15 protein-coding genes and 1 pseudogene are annotated in these 18,614 nt (G+C 60.6%); 6 read left to right on the top strand and 10 right to left on the bottom strand.

The genetic code is table 11. The features are described 5' to 3' along the window. The first annotated feature begins 22 nt into the window (after nt 1-22). From ACA041_RS22740 to ACA041_RS22730, 3 genes are read left to right on the top strand one after another with little or no spacing between them, the layout of a single operon-like run. Entirely contained in the window at nt 23-1,231 is a 1,209-nt protein-coding gene (locus tag ACA041_RS22740) for an MFS transporter (RefSeq protein WP_497437796.1), read from the top strand. Continuing rightward, nucleotides 1,228-1,350, top strand: coding sequence for a hypothetical protein (locus ACA041_RS22735; protein WP_497437795.1), 123 nt, complete (start codon nt 1,228-1,230; stop codon nt 1,348-1,350). The genes ACA041_RS22740 and ACA041_RS22735 overlap by 4 nt, the downstream gene beginning before the upstream one ends. Before the next feature lie 55 nt (nt 1,351-1,405). Next, the gene (locus ACA041_RS22730) at nt 1,406-1,957 is read left to right on the top strand and encodes a glutathione peroxidase (RefSeq protein ID WP_497437794.1); all 552 of its coding nucleotides are present in this window, start codon (nt 1,406-1,408) and stop codon (nt 1,955-1,957) included. A gap of 232 nt (nt 1,958-2,189) precedes the next feature. Here ACA041_RS22730 and ACA041_RS22725 read toward each other — a convergent pair whose 3' ends face one another. The 3 genes from ACA041_RS22725 to ACA041_RS22715 form a co-directional block, all read right to left on the bottom strand. Then, nucleotides 2,190-3,461 (bottom strand): OmpP1/FadL family transporter, encoded by a 1,272-nt coding sequence (locus tag ACA041_RS22725; RefSeq protein ID WP_497437793.1) that lies wholly within the window; start codon nt 3,459-3,461, stop codon nt 2,190-2,192. A 145-nt stretch (nt 3,462-3,606) separates the two neighbouring features. Next, nucleotides 3,607-4,092, bottom strand: a complete 486-nt coding sequence (locus tag ACA041_RS22720) for a hypothetical protein (RefSeq protein ID WP_497437792.1) — start codon at nt 4,090-4,092, stop codon at nt 3,607-3,609. Nucleotides 4,093-4,368: 276 nt separating this feature from the next. Beyond that, the gene (locus ACA041_RS22715; RefSeq protein ID WP_154851410.1) at nt 4,369-4,593 is read right to left on the bottom strand and encodes a hypothetical protein; all 225 of its coding nucleotides are present in this window, start codon (nt 4,591-4,593) and stop codon (nt 4,369-4,371) included. A gap of 1,009 nt (nt 4,594-5,602) precedes the next feature. Here ACA041_RS22715 and ACA041_RS22710 point away from each other — a divergent pair. Together ACA041_RS22710 and ACA041_RS22705 are read left to right on the top strand one after the other, a co-directional pair. Then, nucleotides 5,603-5,926, top strand: coding sequence for a sel1 repeat family protein (locus tag ACA041_RS22710; protein ID WP_497437791.1), 324 nt, complete (start codon nt 5,603-5,605; stop codon nt 5,924-5,926). 175 nt (nt 5,927-6,101) lie between these two features. After that, nucleotides 6,102-7,466: a DNA recombination protein RmuC gene (locus tag ACA041_RS22705; RefSeq protein ID WP_497442154.1), complete on the top strand. Its 1,365-nt coding sequence runs from the start codon at nt 6,102-6,104 to the stop codon at nt 7,464-7,466. Nucleotides 7,467-7,628: 162 nt separating this feature from the next. Here ACA041_RS22705 and ACA041_RS22700 read toward each other — a convergent pair whose 3' ends face one another. Further along, on the bottom strand, nt 7,629-11,099 hold the full coding sequence (locus ACA041_RS22700) for a hybrid sensor histidine kinase/response regulator (protein ID WP_497437790.1): 3,471 nt from the start codon (nt 11,097-11,099) through the stop codon (nt 7,629-7,631). A 250-nt stretch (nt 11,100-11,349) separates the two neighbouring features. Then, nucleotides 11,350-11,487: pseudogene (locus ACA041_RS22695) on the bottom strand (TetR-like C-terminal domain-containing protein); the annotation flags it as partial. Nucleotides 11,488-11,715: 228 nt separating this feature from the next. Between ACA041_RS22695 and ACA041_RS22690 the strand changes: the two are divergent. Next, nucleotides 11,716-13,590 carry an MFS transporter gene (locus tag ACA041_RS22690; protein ID WP_497437789.1) on the top strand — a complete coding sequence of 625 codons (1,875 nt, stop codon included), beginning with the start codon at nt 11,716-11,718 and terminating at the stop codon, nt 13,588-13,590. Nucleotides 13,591-13,621: 31 nt separating this feature from the next. On the opposite strand, the gene ACA041_RS22685 is transcribed toward ACA041_RS22690, so the two are convergent. From ACA041_RS22685 to ACA041_RS22665, 5 genes are all read right to left on the bottom strand, one after another. Next, complete coding sequence (locus tag ACA041_RS22685) at nt 13,622-14,548, bottom strand: GGDEF domain-containing protein (protein ID WP_497437788.1); 927 nt, start codon at nt 14,546-14,548, stop codon at nt 13,622-13,624. Between the two features lie 361 nt (nt 14,549-14,909). Further along, entirely contained in the window at nt 14,910-15,650 is a 741-nt protein-coding gene (locus ACA041_RS22680; RefSeq protein WP_497437787.1) for a YciK family oxidoreductase, read from the bottom strand. A 189-nt stretch (nt 15,651-15,839) separates the two neighbouring features. Next, on the bottom strand, nt 15,840-16,511 hold the full coding sequence (mupP, locus tag ACA041_RS22675; protein WP_497437786.1) for an N-acetylmuramic acid 6-phosphate phosphatase MupP: 672 nt from the start codon (nt 16,509-16,511) through the stop codon (nt 15,840-15,842). Nucleotides 16,512-16,515: 4 nt separating this feature from the next. Next, the gene (ubiG, locus tag ACA041_RS22670; protein WP_497437785.1) at nt 16,516-17,214 is read right to left on the bottom strand and encodes a bifunctional 2-polyprenyl-6-hydroxyphenol methylase/3-demethylubiquinol 3-O-methyltransferase UbiG; all 699 of its coding nucleotides are present in this window, start codon (nt 17,212-17,214) and stop codon (nt 16,516-16,518) included. A gap of 50 nt (nt 17,215-17,264) precedes the next feature. Further along, entirely contained in the window at nt 17,265-18,599 is a 1,335-nt protein-coding gene (locus ACA041_RS22665) for a TRZ/ATZ family hydrolase (protein WP_497437784.1), read from the bottom strand. Nucleotides 18,600-18,614: the final 15 nt, after the last annotated feature.

Below are 18,614 nucleotides of genomic sequence, written 5' to 3'. Positions count from 1 at the left end.
TACCCGCAACTGGAGAACAAGAATGACATCGATGTGGCGTACTTGCGGGTGGGTGCTGGTGGGGAGTGCGCTGATTCTTGCATTGTCTCTGGGTGTACGGCATGGCTTCGGGCTGTTTCTGGCGCCGATGAGTGCCGAGTTCGGCTGGGGACGTGAGACATTCGCCTTCGCCATCGCCTTGCAGAACCTGATCTGGGGGCTGGCGCAACCTTTTACCGGCGCCCTGGCCGACCGCTTCGGCGCGGCGAAAGTGGTGGCGATCGGTGGCGTGCTGTACGCCTTGGGCCTGGTGTTCATGGGCCTGTCCGATTCGGCTGTGACCTTATCGTTGAGTGCCGGTCTGTTGATCGGTATCGGTCTGTCGGGCACTTCGTTCTCGGTGATCCTCGGCGTGGTAGGGCGCGCGGTGCCGCCGGAGAAACGCAGCATGGGCATGGGCATCGCCAGTGCCGCCGGTTCTTTCGGCCAGTTCGCTATGTTGCCCGGCACGCTGGGCTTGATCGGCTGGCTCGGCTGGTCTGCGGCGTTGCTCGTGCTGGGCCTGCTGGTGGCGCTGATCGTGCCGCTGGTGAGCATGCTCAAGGACAAACCCTTGCCGGTCTTCGGCCATGAACAGACCCTGTCCGAAGCACTGCACGAAGCCTGCTCCCATTCGGGCTTCTGGCTGCTGGCGTTCGGCTTTTTCGTTTGCGGCTTCCAGGTGGTGTTCATTGGCGTGCACTTGCCGGCTTATCTGGTGGACCAGCATCTTCCCGCCACCGTCGGCACTACGGTGCTGGCGCTGATCGGGCTGTTCAATATCTTCGGTACTTACACGGCGGGCTGGCTCGGCGGGCGGATGTCCAAGCCGCGATTGCTCACCGGCCTGTACCTGCTGCGGGCGGTGGTGATCGGGTTGTTCCTGTGGGCGCCGGTGACGACGACCACCGCGTATCTGTTTGGCATGGCGATGGGTTTCCTGTGGTTGTCGACCGTCCCCTTGACCAACGGCACGGTCGCGACCTTGTTCGGTGTGCGAAATCTGTCCATGCTCGGTGGGATCGTTTTCCTGTTCCACCAGCTCGGATCGTTCCTTGGCGGCTGGTTGGGCGGGGTGGTGTATGACCGAACCGGGAGTTACGACTTGATCTGGCAGGTAGCGATTCTCTTGAGCGTGATGGCCGCTGCCCTGAACTGGCCGGTGCGTGAGCAGCCGGTGGCGCGCCTGCAAACCCGGATGAGTGCGATATGAACAGTCTCTGGCCGCGGCTTGCCATTACGGCTGTCTGCGCCTTGCTGCTGGCCCTGGCGTGGTGGGGCTGGCATCAGGGCGGGCTGGCATTGATGCAGTTGGGCATGGGTGCTTGCTAGCAGGATGTGAGGACGAGTAACTTCGTTGATGACGACTTCTCAAGGATGCACCGACATGCTGATGCGCTGGCTTGCTATTCCCGCGTTAGTGGTAGCGTTTACCGGATTGGCTCAAGCGGCAGAGTGCCCCGACCTGCTGCAAGGCTCGTTGCCCAAGTTGCGCGCCAAGGAATCCATCGACCTGTGCCAGCGCTTTGCCGGCAAACCGCTGGTGGTGGTCAACACGGCCAGCTTTTGCGGCTTCGCCCCGCAGTTCAAGAGCCTTGAAGCGCTGAACCAGCGTTACAAGGATCAGGGGCTGGAGGTGATCGGCGTTCCGTCCAATGACTTCAAGCAGGAGTCGAAGGATGGCGCCGAGACCGCCAAGGTCTGCTACGTGAATTACGGCGTGACCTTCACCATGACCGAACCGCAGAAGGTCCGTGGCGACGACGCAACCCACCTGTTCAAGATCCTGGCCAGGCAGAGCACTGCTCCAAAGTGGAATTTCTACAAATACGTGGTCGATCGCCAAGGTAAGGTGATCGCCGATTTTTCCAGCCTGACCAAGCCTGACGATCCCGAGTTCATTGAGGCTGTGGAGAAAGCCCTGGCTTCGCAACCCTGATCGATGGCCGATTCCTCTGTAGGAGCGAGCTTGCTCCGGGCGGCGTTCCGACGATGAACCCGAGATCACCGCGGGGTGTCAGGCTTAGAGCGTTATCGTTGACGACCATCGCGAGCAAGCTCGCTCCTACAGGGGGGGTGCGATCACCGCCCACTAAAAAGCCCTGCCTCTGTTCAAGAGCGCGGGGCTTTTTCAATTCAGGCGGCGAGGGGTTCAGACTCGCCGAGAATCATCAGAAACGGTAGGTCGCGCCTACACCGAAACCATTCGCATAGTTTTCATACTTGGCGTCGTAGGCCTGGCGGCCGTTGTTGTCGTTGACCTTGACCGACTCTTCACGCAGGTAAGAATACGCCACGTCGATGGTCAGGTCGTCGGTCGGGCTCCAGCCAGCACCAAGGCTGAAGATTGTGCGGTCGCCAGTCGGGATGCGTGGGGAGCGGTTTTCGTTGTTGGTCGGCGCCTGGTCAACGGACAGACCGGTACGCAGTACCCATTGCTTGTTCAACTGGTAGGACGCGCCAATAGCGTGAGCCCAGGTGTCGTGCCAGTTCTGCTCTTCGGTGATGGTGCCGAAGCCGCGTGCGGCCAGAGCGGCAGGAACGCCTTCGTTCTCGACGGTGATTTCCTTCAGGCGACTCCAGCGAGTCCAGGTGCTGCCTGCGTAGAGGGTCCACTGGGCGTCCAGTTTGTGGGTAACCGAGAAGTCGACCGATTCAGGGGTGGTGATGTCCAGCGAAGCGTCGAACTTCTGGTTCGGGTTCTGACCCAGGGCGCCGAGGAGGCCGTAGTTGACCTTGGTATCACCATCAAGCTTGTACTTCACTTTCGAGTGGTAGGTCAGGCCGACGGCGGTGCTGTCGGTGGCTTGAACCAGGATACCAACGTTGTAGCCCAGTGCCGTGTCGTCACCCTTGATCTTGACTTCGCCGTCCGGTGCCAGCGGGTTCAGCGACAGGTTCGATTCCAGCTTGCCGTCGATGCGGTTGATGGTCGGGCCGAAACCGATGGAAACCTTGTCGTTGAAGGCGTAGCTGACGGTTGGCTGGAGGGTGACGATCCTGACTTCGCTCTTGCTGCCGAAGTAACGGCCGGCAAAGCCGTTCTCGTAATCGGTCACCAGGCCAAATGGAGCGTACACGCCGATGCCGAATGCCCACTGGTCATCGATTGGCTTTACGTAGTAGCCCATGGGCACGCCCATGAAAGGGACCATGTCACCTTTGTTGGTGCCACCATTCGGACGGGAGCTGGCATCACTGATGTCAGTGTGTGCATCGATAAATGCAACACCGCCGGTCACTTGTTCGCGTTTGAGGCGAGACATGCCGGCAGGGTTGCCAAAAATGGTGGATGCGTCGTCGGCAGAAGAAGATCGCCCGGCAAAACCTGTACCCATCCCGCTGATGCTTTGTTCGTTGAGGGCGAAGCCACTTGCGAAAATCTGGGTGGATGCCACGGCAACGGCTAGGCTGATGGTGGTTTTGAGCATTACTTTTTTCATTATTAGAACTCCTGGTGATCACCGGGGCGAAAATTACCAAGAATTTCGTCCGGGCGCTATAGCCTGTATCGCTTGATTTAGAGCGGTTTTGTAGGACAATCCGACCAGATTCGCGGCATGTTGCGCGATCTTGCGAAAAGAGCGATCAGCAGGCGACCTGATTCAGCGGTGAAACACAGGTTTGCCAGGCGTAGGTGAAATCTCGCAGGCGCCCTTGGGGCTGGAAGGTCTGGCGCCAGATACGCGCCATTCCCATCAGGTCGTCTGCTGCTTCGGGGAGAGGAGTGTTTTGTTCTTCGACCAGCAGCCAGGCAATGGCAGTGGCGTAACGCAGGTTAACGGTCAATTCGAGGTGCGGGCTACTGAGGAATGCATGCTGGCTGGCCAGGCCGCGGATCAGGCTGGCGCGTTCCGGGTCAAGTGCCAGGTAATGGTCCCAGAGCGCCTGGTGGCGGGGTTCGGCGATTCGGTACAAGCCGTGTCCACGGCGGTCATGCAGGGCGGAACCAAGGGCAGACTGGCTGGCGGCAATGCCCAGCAGCAGGGATTCGGCAGTTGCGCTATGGCGTCCGAGGTAGATCAAGGTCGGACGGATCACATAACGGCACAGTTCGCTGGCAGCGATACCCATAACACCCTCGAAACGTGAAGTAGTTGGCGAGCCTGAAAGGGGGCCTTGGCAGCAGTGGATCGGCTCAGGCTCGCCGGAAGCGGATTAAGCCGCTTGAGTTGAAGTGTAGTGTCATATTCGCGCCGTAAAGGACTGTTTTTAAAATATTTCCGGCTGCGAGTTATAACCGTTATATCGGTTTGTGCTTAGGCAGCTGCAGCGAAATGGGAAACATCGGGCAATAAAAAGCCCCGCTTTTTGAGCGAGGCTTTTGAGGTTTTCAGTCTTGCTGGCGTATCAGGCAACCAGTGCCTGACGGGTACGCTCGATCACGGCCTGCAGCGGCTCGGCGCTGGAGTATTGATCGGGGTACAGGCGTTCGCTGTGACGAGCGATACCGTGTTCGTTGACCAGGGTGAAGCTGAAGCAGCCTTTGCGAGCGGCCATGATCAGGCAGTTCATTGGGGCAAAAGCATTGGTCAGGGTGCGGATAGCATCCTGGGTGTGGATTTGAGCAGACATAGTCATTGGGTGTTCCTACAAGCGACACGGATAAGAGCCGTGCAAAATTAAAACGTTCCAGTGACGACGACCACCGTTGGTCGAACGAAGAACCCGACTGGAACAAAGCAGCCAGTTTGAAGCGCTGATAATTGGCGCGCTTGGGCTGGCAGGTAGGTACTTAGGAGGGCAGGCAACACATCAAGGGCAAAGGTTCTGGGCCCGGGGTGAAGATCCTGATCAATTTGCAGGCTGGTTCGGTCAGAGTAAGTGACTTCGCAACACCCTTTGCTTTCGATTCAAAGGCTGTGTTGACGCAAGATTTACCTGGAAACCATCGAGGTGGTCGATCCCGCTTGTTCGGCAAAGGCTTCTTTTGGGAAGGCAGACCGGGGGGAGTTGTTCGACCAGAATTGACTTTCAGCTTGGTACTAACGCCGCGGATAGTAACGGATTGAATGGCGGAAGGGAAGTCTGTTGGCAAAAAAGTTATAGGAGGCGGCCGTCCTCGCCGAATCCGGCTGGCGGATCAGCTATTTGAAGGAGCGCCCGAGCTGGAGGGGTTGGCTCTGTAATAGCACAGATTCCGACAATCGGTGGTCGCCGTGCATCGAGCTCGCAACAGCCTGGATCAAGGGTTTGCCAAGGTTTATCCCCAGGATAGACGCTAAATTGCTCCGAAAAAACCCACCGATATAACTGCCTGAAAGGTACTTGTGCACATTAATTGCCGGCGCTGTCACGCCGCTGTCATCCTGGCTCCAGGCATAGTGGGTGCCTGTAACCGAAATTTAAGTCAATGAAAAACATCGCTTTTTTTTGCTGGTGAAAAAATCGTCAGTTTGACTGCGGGCCCCGTTCCATAGGGCTTTGCGAGAGTTCAAGGGCGGTTGTCCACTGAGTTATCCACAGCTTCTGTGGATTGTCCCGAGCGCTTGCTCTAGGACGGGCGTGCCGTGTTTTTTTAGGCTTTACCTGTAGGAAAAAAAGAGTAGAGTGGCGCGCCTTCCGATCTGTCCCACAGTGCTTTATGAAGTTTCGCTCAGTATCAGTCTCTGTAACTTCCACGCCCGCCAGTGCTACCCCGCCCAAGCGTTTTTCGATGCGTGTGGCCGAGTGGTTGCTGGACAGCCCGCGCCTGGGTGACAACACCAACGTCAAACATTTCGCCGGACGTCTGCTCAAGCAACCGGCCCGTGAAGGCGTCGTGGCCGCGCAAAGCCGTCTTGGCCAGCTGATGTGTCGCGAGTGCGGCAACGCCCGGGATCGCCGGATCGGTCAGGACCTGCTGCGCCAGGCCGCGCGGGCAGGGGATCGACGCGCCCTGCAGGAACTGGGTCTGATCGAAGACTGAGCTGTCCAAGACCTGACGCCTTGGTTAACCTTCAAGTTTTATCGAATCGGCAGGAGTGGCTATGGCTATGGACTTGACCAGCGCATTGCTCGGTCTGGCGGGTGCTGCGCTGCCGTTACTGGTATTGGCCTGGCAATTACAGCGCCGGGCGAGCGCGATGCAGTCAGAGGTGGCCCTGCTGGAAGAGCGCCTGACCACGGCCCATCTGGCGCAGGACGGACTGAACGCTCAACTCGAAGCCTGTCGTGATGAAATCGCCGATCTGGGCCAGGCCAACACCGCCCGGCAAGCGGACCTCGCCGCCGTGCGCCGTGAAGTCGAATTGCTCCAGGTCGAGCGTGACGACGCCCGCGATGCCGCCCACGCCTGGAATCTGGAACGCGCCGGCAAGGAAACCGAGTTGCGCCGTCTGGACGCCCAGGCCGCCTCGCTTCGTGCCGAGCTGCGTGAGCAGCAGGAAAGCCATCAGCAGCGTCTCAACGACCTTCAGGGCTCGCGAGATGAACTGCGCGCACAGTTCGCGGAGCTGGCCGGCAAAATCTTTGACGAGCGCGAGCAGCGTTTTGCCGAAACCAGTCAGCAGCGCCTGGGGCAGTTGCTCGATCCTTTGAAGGAGCGCATCCAGTCCTTCGAAAAACGCGTCGAAGAAAGTTATCAGGCCGAAGCCCGTGAGCGTTTCTCCCTGGCCAAGGAGCTGGAGCGGCTGCAGCAGCTGAACCTGCGCCTGAGCGACGAAGCCACCAACCTGACCCGGGCCTTGAAAGGGCAGAAAACCCAAGGCAACTGGGGCGAGCTGATTCTGGAGCGGGTGCTGGAACACGCGGGCCTGGAGAAGGGCCGCGAGTACCAGACCCAGGTCAATCTCAAAGGCCCGGACGGCGAGCGTTTCCAGCCGGACGTGATTATCTATCTGCCGGGCGACAAGCAGGTGGTTGTCGACTCCAAGGTCAGCCTCACGGCCTACCAGCAATATGTGGCGGCCGAAGACGATGCCATCGGCCAGATCGCCATCAAGCAGCACGTGCTGTCGCTGCGCAATCACGTCAAAGGCCTGTCGGGCAAGGACTACAAGCGGCTCGACGGCTTGCACAGTCTGGATTTCGTCTTGCTTTTCGTGCCGATCGAAGCGGCGTTTTCCGCGGCGTTGCAAGCGGAGCCGACACTGTTCCAAGAGGCGTTCGATCGCAATATCGTGATCGTCAGCCCGACGACATTGTTGGCCACCTTGCGCGTCATCGACAGCCTGTGGAAACAGGAGCGCCAGAGCCAGAACGCCCGGGAAATTGCCGAGCGGGCCGGTTGGCTGTACGACAAGTTCGTGTTGTTCATCCAGGACCTGGATGAAGTCGGTAATCGCTTGCAGCAACTGGACAAGGCCTACAGTTCTGCGCGCAACAAACTGACGGAGGGCCGTGGCAATCTGGTCAGCCGCAGTGAGCAGCTCAAGTTGCTGGGGGCGCGGGCGAGCAAGAGCCTGCCGGCAGATCTGCTGGAGCGGGCGATGACCGATGTGGATGGCTTGGCGGAGTTGCCGGAGTAGCTGCTTTTGTGGCGAGGGAGCTTGCTCCCGCTCGGCTGCGCAGCAGTCGTAAAGCAGGCAGTGCGGTGTGCCTGACAGCCACAATGGCAGGATTTGGGGCCGCTTCGCAGTCCAGCGGGAGCAAGCTCCCTCGCCACAAGTCATGGGGGCGCGAAAGCGCCACTACAACGGCAAATGCCGACTCAACAACGCCCGCAACGCCGCCGGTTTCACCGGTTTGGCCAGGTAATCCAACCCGGCCGCATGCACCTGCGCCACCATTTCCGGTCGCCCGTCGGCACTGATCACCACGCCCGGTACCGGTTCGCCCAGGCGGGTGCGCAGCCATGCCATCAGCTCGGTCCCGGTCTCGCCATGGTCCAGGTGGTAATCCACCAGCGCCAGCTGCGGACGCACCCCATCGCGCAGCAACACCGCGCATTCATCGCGGTTGCGTGCGGTCCAGACCTGGCAACCCCAGCGTGTCAGCAAGCTGTTCATGCCGATCAGGATGCTGTCTTCGTTATCGATACACAGCACCTGGGCGCCGCTCAACGGATTACCGTTGAGTTCGACGACCTTGGCTGGCATCGCGGTTTGCGCCCGGGCCAATGGCACGGTGACGCTGAACACGCTGCCACGCCCTGGCCAGGAGCGGACCTGCAAGGTGTGGCCCAGTACGCGGCACAAGCCGTCAGCAATCGCCAGGCCCAGCCCCAGGCCTTTCTCGGCGCGGGTCTGGTGGCTGTCGAGGCGTTTGAATTCTTCGAATATCACCCGCTGCTTATCTTCCGGAATCCCGGGGCCTCGGTCCCAGACCTCCAGGCACAGTTGGCCCTTGCGCCGCCGAACCCCCAACAACACTGGCCCTTTGCCGTAGCGGAACGCGTTGGTGAGAAAGTTCTGCAAGATCCGCCGCAACAGTTTGCTGTCGCTGTCGACCCGCAAGGTACTGCCCCTGACCCGGAATTTCAGGCCCTGGTCCCGGGCCAGCACCTTGAATTCGGCACCCAGGACATCGAACAACTCATTGAGCACGAACGGCTTGGGATCGGGGTTGATCTTGCCGTTTTCCAGGCGTGAAATGTCGAGCAGGTCGCTGATCAGGTCCTCGGCCGAGCGCAGTGAAGTGTCCAGGTGATGGACCAGTTTCTGCGCCTCGCCGGACAAGCCGTCATCCTGGTGAGTCAGGGCGGCAGAGAACAGTCGCGCCGCGTTCAGCGGTTGCATCAAATCATGACTGACCGCAGCCAGGAACCGGGTTTTCGACTGGTTGGCCGCCTCGGCGGTGCCCTTGGCTTCGGTCAGGGCCACGTTGAGTTGCGACAGTTCGTGGGTCCGTTCGGTGACCCGACGCTCCAGGCCTTCGTTGGCTTCGGTCAGCGCCTGTTCGGCCTCGCGGAACGCGGTGATGTCGGTGAAACTCATGACGAACCCACCGCCTGGCATCGGGTTGCCGATCAGCTCGATCACCCGTCCATTGGGGAACAATCTTTCAGAAGTATGGGCCCGACCTTGACGCATCCAGTGCAAGCGGCGGGCGACGTGCACTTCGGCTTCGCCGGGGCCGCACAGACCGCGTTCGGCGTTGTAGCGAATGATGTCGGCGATCGGTCGACCGACGCTGATCAAGCCGTCCGGATAATTGAACAGCTCCAGGTAACGCCGGTTCCATGCCACCAACCGCAGTGACTGGTCGACCACGCTGATGCCCTGGGTAATATTCTCGATTGCGCCTTGCAGCAGGGCGCGGTTGAATTGCAGCACTTCCGAGGCTTCGTCGGCGATCCGGACCACATCTTCGAGTTGCATTTCCCGACCTTCAATGGCCGCCTTGACCACCGCGCGAGTCGAGGAAGCGCCGAGTACACCGGCCAGCAGGCGCTCGGTGTGGGAGATCCATTCGCCGTCGGCATTCTGGTTCGGGTTGAAGCTTTTGCCCTGGCGGTAGGCGAAACGGATGAAACTCTGACGGGCGCGTTCTTCACCGACGAAACGCGCCGCCAGTTGCAGCAGATCGTTTATCTGCACGGCCAGCATCGAGCGTGCGCTCGGGCGGGCGCTGATTTCCTGGCCGATGAAGCGACCGGCCTGCCAGTGTTCCGAAACCCTGGTGCGTGACAGCACCGACACCCAGGCGAATAGCGTGAAATTGGCCGCCAGAGACAACACCACACCTTGGGTCAGTGGGGTGAGCGGCAGGTTCAGCGGATTGCCGTGCAACCAGGCCAGGCCCGGGAAACTGCTCAGGGACAATCCGAGACTGTGAGCGGCGATCGGCAGAACCAGGGTGTAGAACCACAGGAATGTCCCGGCGGCGAGGCCGGCGAACACGCCCCGACGGTTGGCCTGCTTCCAGTACAGCGCGCCGAGCATCGCCGGGGCCAGTTGGGTCACGGCGGCGAAGGCAATCTGGCCGATGGTCGCCAGGCTTGCGGTCGAGCCCAGCAGGCGATAGCTGACATAGGCCAGCAGCAGAATCACCACGATGCTCACCCGGCGCACCGAGAGCATCCACTGGCGGAACACTTCGAACGGCCGCTCGGCGTTGTTGCGTCGCAGCAGCCACGGCAACAGCATGTCGTTGGAGACCATGGTCGACAGCGCCACGCTGGCGACGATCACCATGCCGGTCGCCGCCGAAGCGCCCCCGATAAACGCCAGCAATGCCAGGGCCGGGTGGGACTGCGCCAGGGGCAGGCTGATGACGAAGGAATCAGGCAGCACCGAACTGGGCAACAGCATCTGGCCGGCGAGGGCGATTGGTACGACAAACAACGCCGCCAGCGCCAGATAGGCCGGGAATACCCATTTGGCCACGCGCAGGTCCTGGGGGTCGATGTTTTCGACCACGGTCACATGGAACTGTCGGGGCAGGCAGATAATGGCCATCATCGCCACGCCGGTCTGGACCACCATCGATGGCCAGTTGACGGTTTCCTTCCAGTATTGCTCCAGGCGCGGGGCGAGCATGGCCTGGTCGAATAGGTCGTTGGGGCCGTCATAGAGGCCGTAGGTCACGAATGCGCCGACCGCAAGAAACGCGAAGAGCTTGACCAGCGATTCGAACGCGATCGCCAGCACCATGCCGCGGTGGTGTTCGGTGGCGTCGAGGTTGCGCGTACCGAAGACGATGGTAAACAGCGCCAGCACCAGCGATACGACCAGCGCCGTGTCCTGGGCGCGGGTGCCCGTGGCGTCCGCCCCCGCGCCGATCAGCAGGTTCACCCCGAGCACGATGCCCTTGAGTTGCAACGCGATATAGGGCAGCACACCGACCAGGCAGATCAGCGCCACCACCACCGCCAGCGCCTGGGACTTGCCATAGCGCGCGGCGATGAAGTCGGCAATGGACGTGATGTTCTCCTGTTTGCTGATCATCACCATTTTTTGCAGGACCCATGGCGCAAAGACCAGCAGCAGGATCGGCCCGAGGTAGATCGGCAGGAACGACCAGAGTTGTTCGGCGGCCTGGCCCACGGCGCCGAAGAAGGTCCAGCTGGTGCAATAGACCGCCAGGGACAGGCTGTACACCCAGGCGCGCACCCGCGGTGGCAAGGGCGCACTGCGCCGGTCACCATAGAAGGCGATGGCGAACAGGATGGCCATATAGGCCAGGGCGACGGTGGCGATCAGCCCGCTGGACAGCGACATGGGAACTCCAGACAAAAGACACCCGGGACTCCCGCCCGGTCAGACAGTCTCGCACGAGCGCCGGAGTTAGTCAGTGTCGACCAAGGTCGTGGCGTGGCGGGGTGTCGCAGAGTAGGAGTCCGCAGGATCTTCAGTGCCGGTGCGGGCCTCTTCGCGAGCAAGCCCGCTCCCACAATTACCGTATTCTATCTGGAGGAATGCGATCAAATGTGGGAGCGGGCTTGCTCGCGAAGGCGGCTTCACTGATTCAATAAATCGGCATGATGCTGCATTGCACATCGCGCAGCATGTTGCGACCGGGTTCGGAGCTCATCTCGTCCAGATACTGCTCCGCCCAGGCCAGCACGTCACCGCGCAAGCTGCCAGTGTCGTTGGGGGCACTGCTTGGGTTGAAGGTTCAGCGGCCAGCCAAAGTCTGTCGCGCCGATGTCGGATGAATGCGGTGCAGGGGGCGTGGCGGGGGAATTGGTTGTCTTACCTTGTATAGCAGGATTGAAGAAATAACCGGTAAAGATAGGTAATGTGTGGCCTGGATCGACCTTCGACATTCCAATCAAAGTATCAACGCCGCTCTCTCTACCCACTCTCTACCAAAAAAACCAGGGACACATGGAAGATGAGTCACCCCTCACAGTTCACCTTGCTTCGCACCCGGCGCTTCCTGCCGTTTTTCATCACACAGTCGCTGGGTGCGTTCAACGACAACATCTTCAAGCAGTCGTTGATTCTCGCCATTCTGTACAAGCTGACGATCGACGGTGACCGCTCGATCTGGGTCAACCTGTGTGCGCTGCTGTTCATCCTGCCGTTCTTTCTGTTCTCGGCGCTGGCCGGGCAGTTCGGCGAAAAGTTCGCCAAGGACGCGCTGATCCGGCTGATCAAGCTCGGGGAAATCGCGATCATGGCGGTCGGTGCGGTCGGTTTCATGTTCGATCACCTGTCGTTGATGCTGGTGGCGCTGTTTGCCATGGGCACGCACTCGGCGCTGTTCGGGCCGGTGAAATACTCGATCCTGCCTCAGGCCTTGCACGAGGAAGAACTGGTGGGCGGCAACGGCCTGGTGGAGATGGGCACCTTCCTGGCGATCCTCGCCGGCACCATTGGCGCCGGGATCATGATGTCGTCCAGTCACTACGCGCCGGTCGTCTCCACGGCGATCATTGGCATTGCGGTCATCGGTTACCTGGCCAGTCGCAGCATTCCCCGCGCCGCAGCCGCCTCGCCGGAAATGCGCCTGGACTGGAACATCTTCAGTCAATCCTGGGCCACCCTTAAGCTCGGTCTGGGCCAAACCCCGGCGGTGTCGCGCTCGATTGTCGGCAACTCCTGGTTCTGGTTTGTCGGGGCGATTTATCTGACGCAGATCCCGGCTTATGCCAAGGAGTGGATGCACGGCGACGAAACCGTGGTGACGCTGATTCTCACGGTGTTCTCGGTCGGTATCGCACTGGGCTCGATGCTCTGCGAAAAACTGTCCGGGCGTAAAGTCGAAATCGGCCTGGTGCCGTTCGGCTCGTTCGGCCTGACGGTGTTTGGCTTGCTGTTGTGGTGGCATTCCGGCGGCATTGCCGACAGTGTCGACGGCCACGGCTGGATCGAAATCCTGGGCTTTGGCCACGCCTGGCTGGTGTTGATCGATATTCTCGGCCTGGGGATTTTCGGTGGTTTCTACATAGTGCCGCTGTACGCGCTGATCCAGTCGCGCACCCCCGAGAAAGAGCGGGCGCGGGTGATAGCGGCCAACAACATTCTCAACGCGCTGTTCATGGTGGTCTCGGCGATTGTTTCGATCGTGTTGCTGAGCATGGTCAAGCTGTCGATCCCGCAGCTGTTCCTGGTGGTGTCGCTGCTGAACATCGGCGTCAACGCCTATATCTTCAAGATTGTCCCCGAGTTCAGTATGCGTGTCATGATCTGGCTGCTCAGCCATTCCATGTACCGCGTGGAGCATCGCAATCTGCAGCTGATCCCCGATGAGGGCGCGGCGTTGCTGGTCTGCAATCACGTGTCTTTCGTCGATGCGCTGCTGATCGGTGGTGCGGTGCGTAGGCCGATTCGCTTTGTGATGTACTACAAGATCTACAATCTGCCGGTGCTGAACTTCATCTTTCGTACCGCCGGGACCATTCCGATCGCGGGTCGTCAGGAAGACATTCAGATCTACGAAAGGGCCTTCACGCGCATTGCTCAATACCTGCAGGACGGTGAGCTGGTGTGCATCTTCCCTGAAGGCAAATTGACCACCGATGGCGAGATAAATGCATTCAAGGGCGGGCTGACGCGGATTCTGGAACAGACACCGGTACCGGTGATTCCGTTGGCGTTACAAGGGTTGTGGGGGAGTTTTTTCAGTCGCGATCCACAAAAGGGCGTCTTCCGTCGGCTGTGGTCGCGGGTGACTCTGGTGGCGGGACCGGCGGTGGCGGTCGAAGCGGCAGAGCCGGCCAGGCTGCAAGGCCTGGTGGGCGAGCTGCGCGGCGCGGTCCGCTAGCGCTACGCGGGGCGGGCCGCTCTGGCGGCCTTCATCCTGCCATCGCCAACCGGTTGCGACCTGCGCGCTTGGCCACGTACAGGGCGCTATCGGCCCGTCTCAGCAGGCTTTCGGCGGATTCGCCGGGCAGCAGGGTCGAACAGCCAAGGCTGACCGTCAGTTCGATTGACTTGCCATCCGCGGCATACTCCTGCTCCTGCGCGGCAAATCGCAGTCGCTCGCCGACCATGGCGGCGGACTCCCGGCCGGTGTTGGAGAGCAGAATCAGAAACTCTTCGCCACCAAAGCGGAACACCATGTCCACGTTGCGCAACTGGTTCTTGATCGAGGCGGCAACCGCCTTCAACACGTCATCGCCAGCGCTGTGCCCGTGGTTATCGTTGACGTGTTTGAAGTGATCGATGTCCAGCATCAGCAGCGACAACGGTTGCAGGTGCCGGCGCGACATCTCGATCTCCCGTTGCAGCGTTTGGTCCATGGCGATGCGGTTGCCAGTGTCCGTGAGCGGATCGCGCAAGGCGCTTTGGGTGGCGGCGCGGTAGAGCAGGGTATTGCGCATCGGATACAGCAACGCCGACAGAATCGACTCGAGGTTGCCCCTCTCCACGTCGCTGAATCGCTGATTACGACGAAACACGACTTCGCCCAAGTGCTCGCCTTCATGGCTGAGGCTGTAGCTGATCGAGTGCTGGGCGCGCTGGCCGAATGCCAGGCGCAAGTCGCTGGCCTTGTGCTCGTAAGTCAAGGCGTCCAGGGGAACAAGTCGCTGAATTTCGCGAAAAAACAGCCCGAGAATGCGCTGCGGTTCAAGACTGGTTTGCAGCAGCAGGCTCAGTTGCTGGCGCATTTGCGCCAGGTTGGCAGGCCTCTCCGGGAGAGGGGGCTGCTGACCAAAGCCCAGGCGTTGCAATTTGGCGCGATCGAAGTCAATTGCGTTGGTCTGGGAAGAAGATTTCATATGGCGTGCGCCCCTGAGCAGTAAGACTGTCTTACAGGCTGGGTGAGAGCGGCTTTGGGCTGCGCGTCATACTGGTCCATCAGTCCTGTAGGACATCTCCTACGAGTCTAATCCGCTTTGCCGAAGATAAAGTAACTATCGGCGTCCCGTCTGCTTTCACACCGCGTGTCTGAGGAGATATAGAGCGAAAGGCATGCCAGAATGTTCCGCTTAATAAAAACGTTTTAAATCAATGGATTGAAACTGGTGGAGGGAGAGGTGGCAAATGCCGCCGGTTGTTTGACCCGGAAACTGGCGTCGTTCAGAGGCATTTGGAGCACCGCGACAGGATGCTGCCGCGGCACAAATGCGACGCACGGTGTTACTGGGCGTTGAAAGCCTGACCGTTGATGCCGGTGCTGTCCGGTCCCATCAGGTAGAGATAGACCGGCATGATCTCTTCCGGCGTCGGATTGTCCAGCGGGTTTTCCCCGGGATAGGCCTGGGCGCGCATGCTGGTGCGGGTAGCGCCAGGATTGATGCTGTTGGAGCGCACAGGTGCCACGGTATCGACTTCATCGGCCAGGGTTTGCATCAGGCCTTCGGTGGCGAACTTGGAGACCCCGTAGGCGCCCCAATACGCACGACCCTTGCGCCCGACGCTGCTGGAGGTGAACACCACCGATGCATCCTGGGACAGCTTGAGCAGCGGCAACAGGGTGCTGGTGAGCATGAACATGGCGTTGACGTTGACTTGCATGACGCGCATGAAGTTTTCGCCGGACAGTTGCTCGATCGGCGTACGCGGGCCAATGATCGAAGCGTTGTGTAGCAGGCCGTCGAGGTGGCCGAATTCGCTTTCGATCATCGCTGCCAGCTCATCGTATTGATGGGGCAGGGCGGTTTCCAGATTGAACGGGATTACCGCGGGTTGTGGATGGCCGGCGGCTTCGATTTCGTCGTAGACCTGGGTCAGGTTGGCTTCGGTCTTGCCCAGCAGCAGCACGGTGGCACCGTGCGCGGCGTAGGTTTTCGCGGCGGCAGCGCCGATACCGCGACCGGCTCCGGTGATCAGGATGACCCGGTCCTTGAGCAGTTCGGGGCGGGCGGAATAATCAAACATAAAAAAACCTCACAACAATTCAATAGGCAGGCATTGCACTTGTGGCGAGGGAGCTTGCTCCCGCTCGGCTGCGAAGCAGTCGTATAACCGGCAAATGCAGTATGCCTGATGGAGTTCGGTGACCCGGCGGGAGGGGCCGCTTCGCAGCCCAGCGGGAGCAAGCTCCCTCGCCACAATCAGCAGCCACAATCAGCAGCCACAAAGCGCGCTATCGAGCACCTTGCGCAACTCCAGCGGATGATCGACCACCACGTCCGCCCCCCAATGCCGCGGGTTATCGTCCGGATGGATATACCCAAAGGTCACCGCAGCGGTCCTTGTGCCAGCGTCGCGACCGGATTCGATGTCGCGCAGGTCATCACCGACGAACAGCACGCTGGCCGGGTCCAGTTCGAGCATCTTGCAGGCGAGGATCAACGGCTCGGGATCCGGCTTGCTGTTCTTCACGTGGTCCGGGCAAATCAGCAGCGCCGAGCGCTCGGCCAGACCCAGCCGCTGCATGATCGGCTCGGCGAATCGCAGCGGCTTGTTGGTGACCACGCCCCAGATCAAGTTGGCTTTCTCGATATCGGCCAGCAGTTCGCCCATGCCGTCGAACAACTTGCTGTGAACGGCGCAACCCACCAGGTAGCGCTCCAGGAACTCCAGGCGCAACTCTTCGAAGCCCGGCGATTCCGGGTCCATGGAAAAGGTCGCCGCGACCATCGCCTTGGCGCCGCCGGAGATCTCGTCGCGAATGAGTTTGTCGTTGATCGGCGCCAGGCCGCGGTCGGCAAGCATCGCCTGACAGATGGCAATGAAATCCGGCGCGGTGTCGAGCAGGGTGCCGTCCATGTCGAAAAGGACTGCTCTGATACGCATCGGCTTACTCCTCGCGCAGGGTCTGGATCATGTAGTTGACGTCCACGTCGGACGCGAGCTTGTAGTGTTTGGTCAGCGGGTTGTAGGTCAGGCCGATGATGTCCTTGACGGTCAGGCCGGCCATGCGGCTCCAGGCGCCCAGTTCGGAAGGGCGGATGAATTTCTTGAAGTCGTGGGTGCCGCGCGGCAACAGCTTCATGATGTATTCGGCACCGACGATGGCGAACAGGTACGCCTTCGGGTTGCGGTTGATGGTGGAGAAGAACACCTGGCCGCCGGGCTTGACCATGCGGAAGCAGGCGCGGATCACCGAGGAAGGGTCCGGCACGTGCTCGAGCATTTCCAGGCAGGTGACCACGTCGAACTGTTCGGGCAGCTCGCAGGCCAGGGCTTCGGCGGTGATCTGCCGGTATTCGACGCTCACGCCGGACTCCAGCTGATGCAATTGCGCGACCGCCAGCGGCGCTTCGCCCATGTCGATGCCCATCACCGTCGCGCCGCGTTGGGCCATGGCCTCGCTGAGGATGCCGCCGCCGCACCCGACGTCGAGGACTTTCTTGCCAGCCAGGTGGACCCGTTCGTCAATCCAGTTGACCCGCAGCGGGTTGATGTCGTGCAGCGGTTTGAACTCGCTTTCGCGGTCCCACCAGCGATGGGCCAGGGCTTCGAATTTGGCGATTTCGGCGTAGTCGACGTTGCTCATGGTTTAAGTCCTCTAAAACTTGAAAAATCCTGTTGCCCCGAGCACGGGGCTTACAATTCGGTATGGCCACTGATGCGCTGGCCCCACGCCTTGGCGATGGCACACAGCTGTGCTTCATCGAGGCGGGTCAGGCGACGGTCGTCGAGCAGTTGCTTGCCGGCGACCCAAAGGTGTTTAACGCAGTCGCGGCTGGTGGCATATATAAGCTGCGAAACCGGGTCGTAGACCGGTTGCTGCGCCAGGCCCGAGAGGTCGAATGCGACGATGTCCGCGGCTTTACCGACTTCCAGCGAGCCGACCTCGTCTTCGATTCCCAATGCGCGGGCGCCGTTGAGGGTGGCCATGCGCAGCGCGCGATGGGCGTCCAGCGCGGTGGCCGAGCCGGCGACAGCCTTGGCCAGCAATGCGGCGGTGCGGGTTTCGCCGAGCAGGTCGAGGTCATTGTTGCTCGCCGCGCCATCGGTGCCGACGGCGACATTGACGCCGGCCTGCCACAAACGCTCCACCGGGCAGAAACCGCTGGCCAGCTTCAGGTTCGATTCCGGGCAATGGATCACGCTGGTGTTGCTTTCTACCAGCAACACCAGGTCCTCATCGCTGATCTGGGTCATATGAACGGCCTGGAAACGTGGCCCCAGAAGGCCCAGGCGGCCGAGGCGGGCCAATGGGCGTTCGCCGCTTTGCTCGACCGACTGTTGCACTTCGAAGGCGGTTTCGTGGACGTGCATGTGAATCGACGCGTCCAGTTCTTCGGCGATCACCCGGATTTTCTCGAGGTTTTCGTCGCCCACGGTGTAGGGTGCATGGGGGCCGAAGCTGATTTTGATACGCTCGTGGTGCTTGAGATCGTTGAACAGTTCGACGCCCTGGCGAATGGCGTCGTCCGCGGTGCTGGCGCCGGGGATCGGGAAATCCAGGATCGGAATGGCAATTTGCCCGCGAATGCCGCTGTTATGGATTCGCTCGCTGGCGATCTTCGGGAAGAAATACATGTCACAGAAACAGGTGATGCCGCCTTTGATCTGCTCGGCAATCGCCAGGTCGGTGCCGTCGCGGACAAACGCTTCGTCGACCCATTTGCCCTCGGCCGGCCAGATGTGGTTTTCCAGCCAGGACATCAGCGGCAGGTCATCCGCCAGGCCGCGGAACAGCGTCATTGCGGCATGCCCGTGAGCATTGATCAGGCCGGGGCAGAGCAGCATGTCCGGCAATTCGCGGGTTTCGCTTGCGTCAAGCTTCAGTGCCGCGGCCCGCGGGCCGATAAAGACGATGCGCCCGTCACGGATCCCAAGGGCGTGCTCCTTGAGGACAACGCCAGCGGGTTCGACGGGTACCAGCCAGGTCGGCAGTAATAACAGGTCGAGCGCAGCGGCAGTGTTCGGCATCGAAGATGGGTTCCA

The organism is Pseudomonas sp. LBUM1676 (assembly GCF_059695605.1).
The sequence above is the reverse complement of the archived record's forward strand: the minus strand, read 5'-3'. Positions and strand labels throughout refer to the sequence as shown.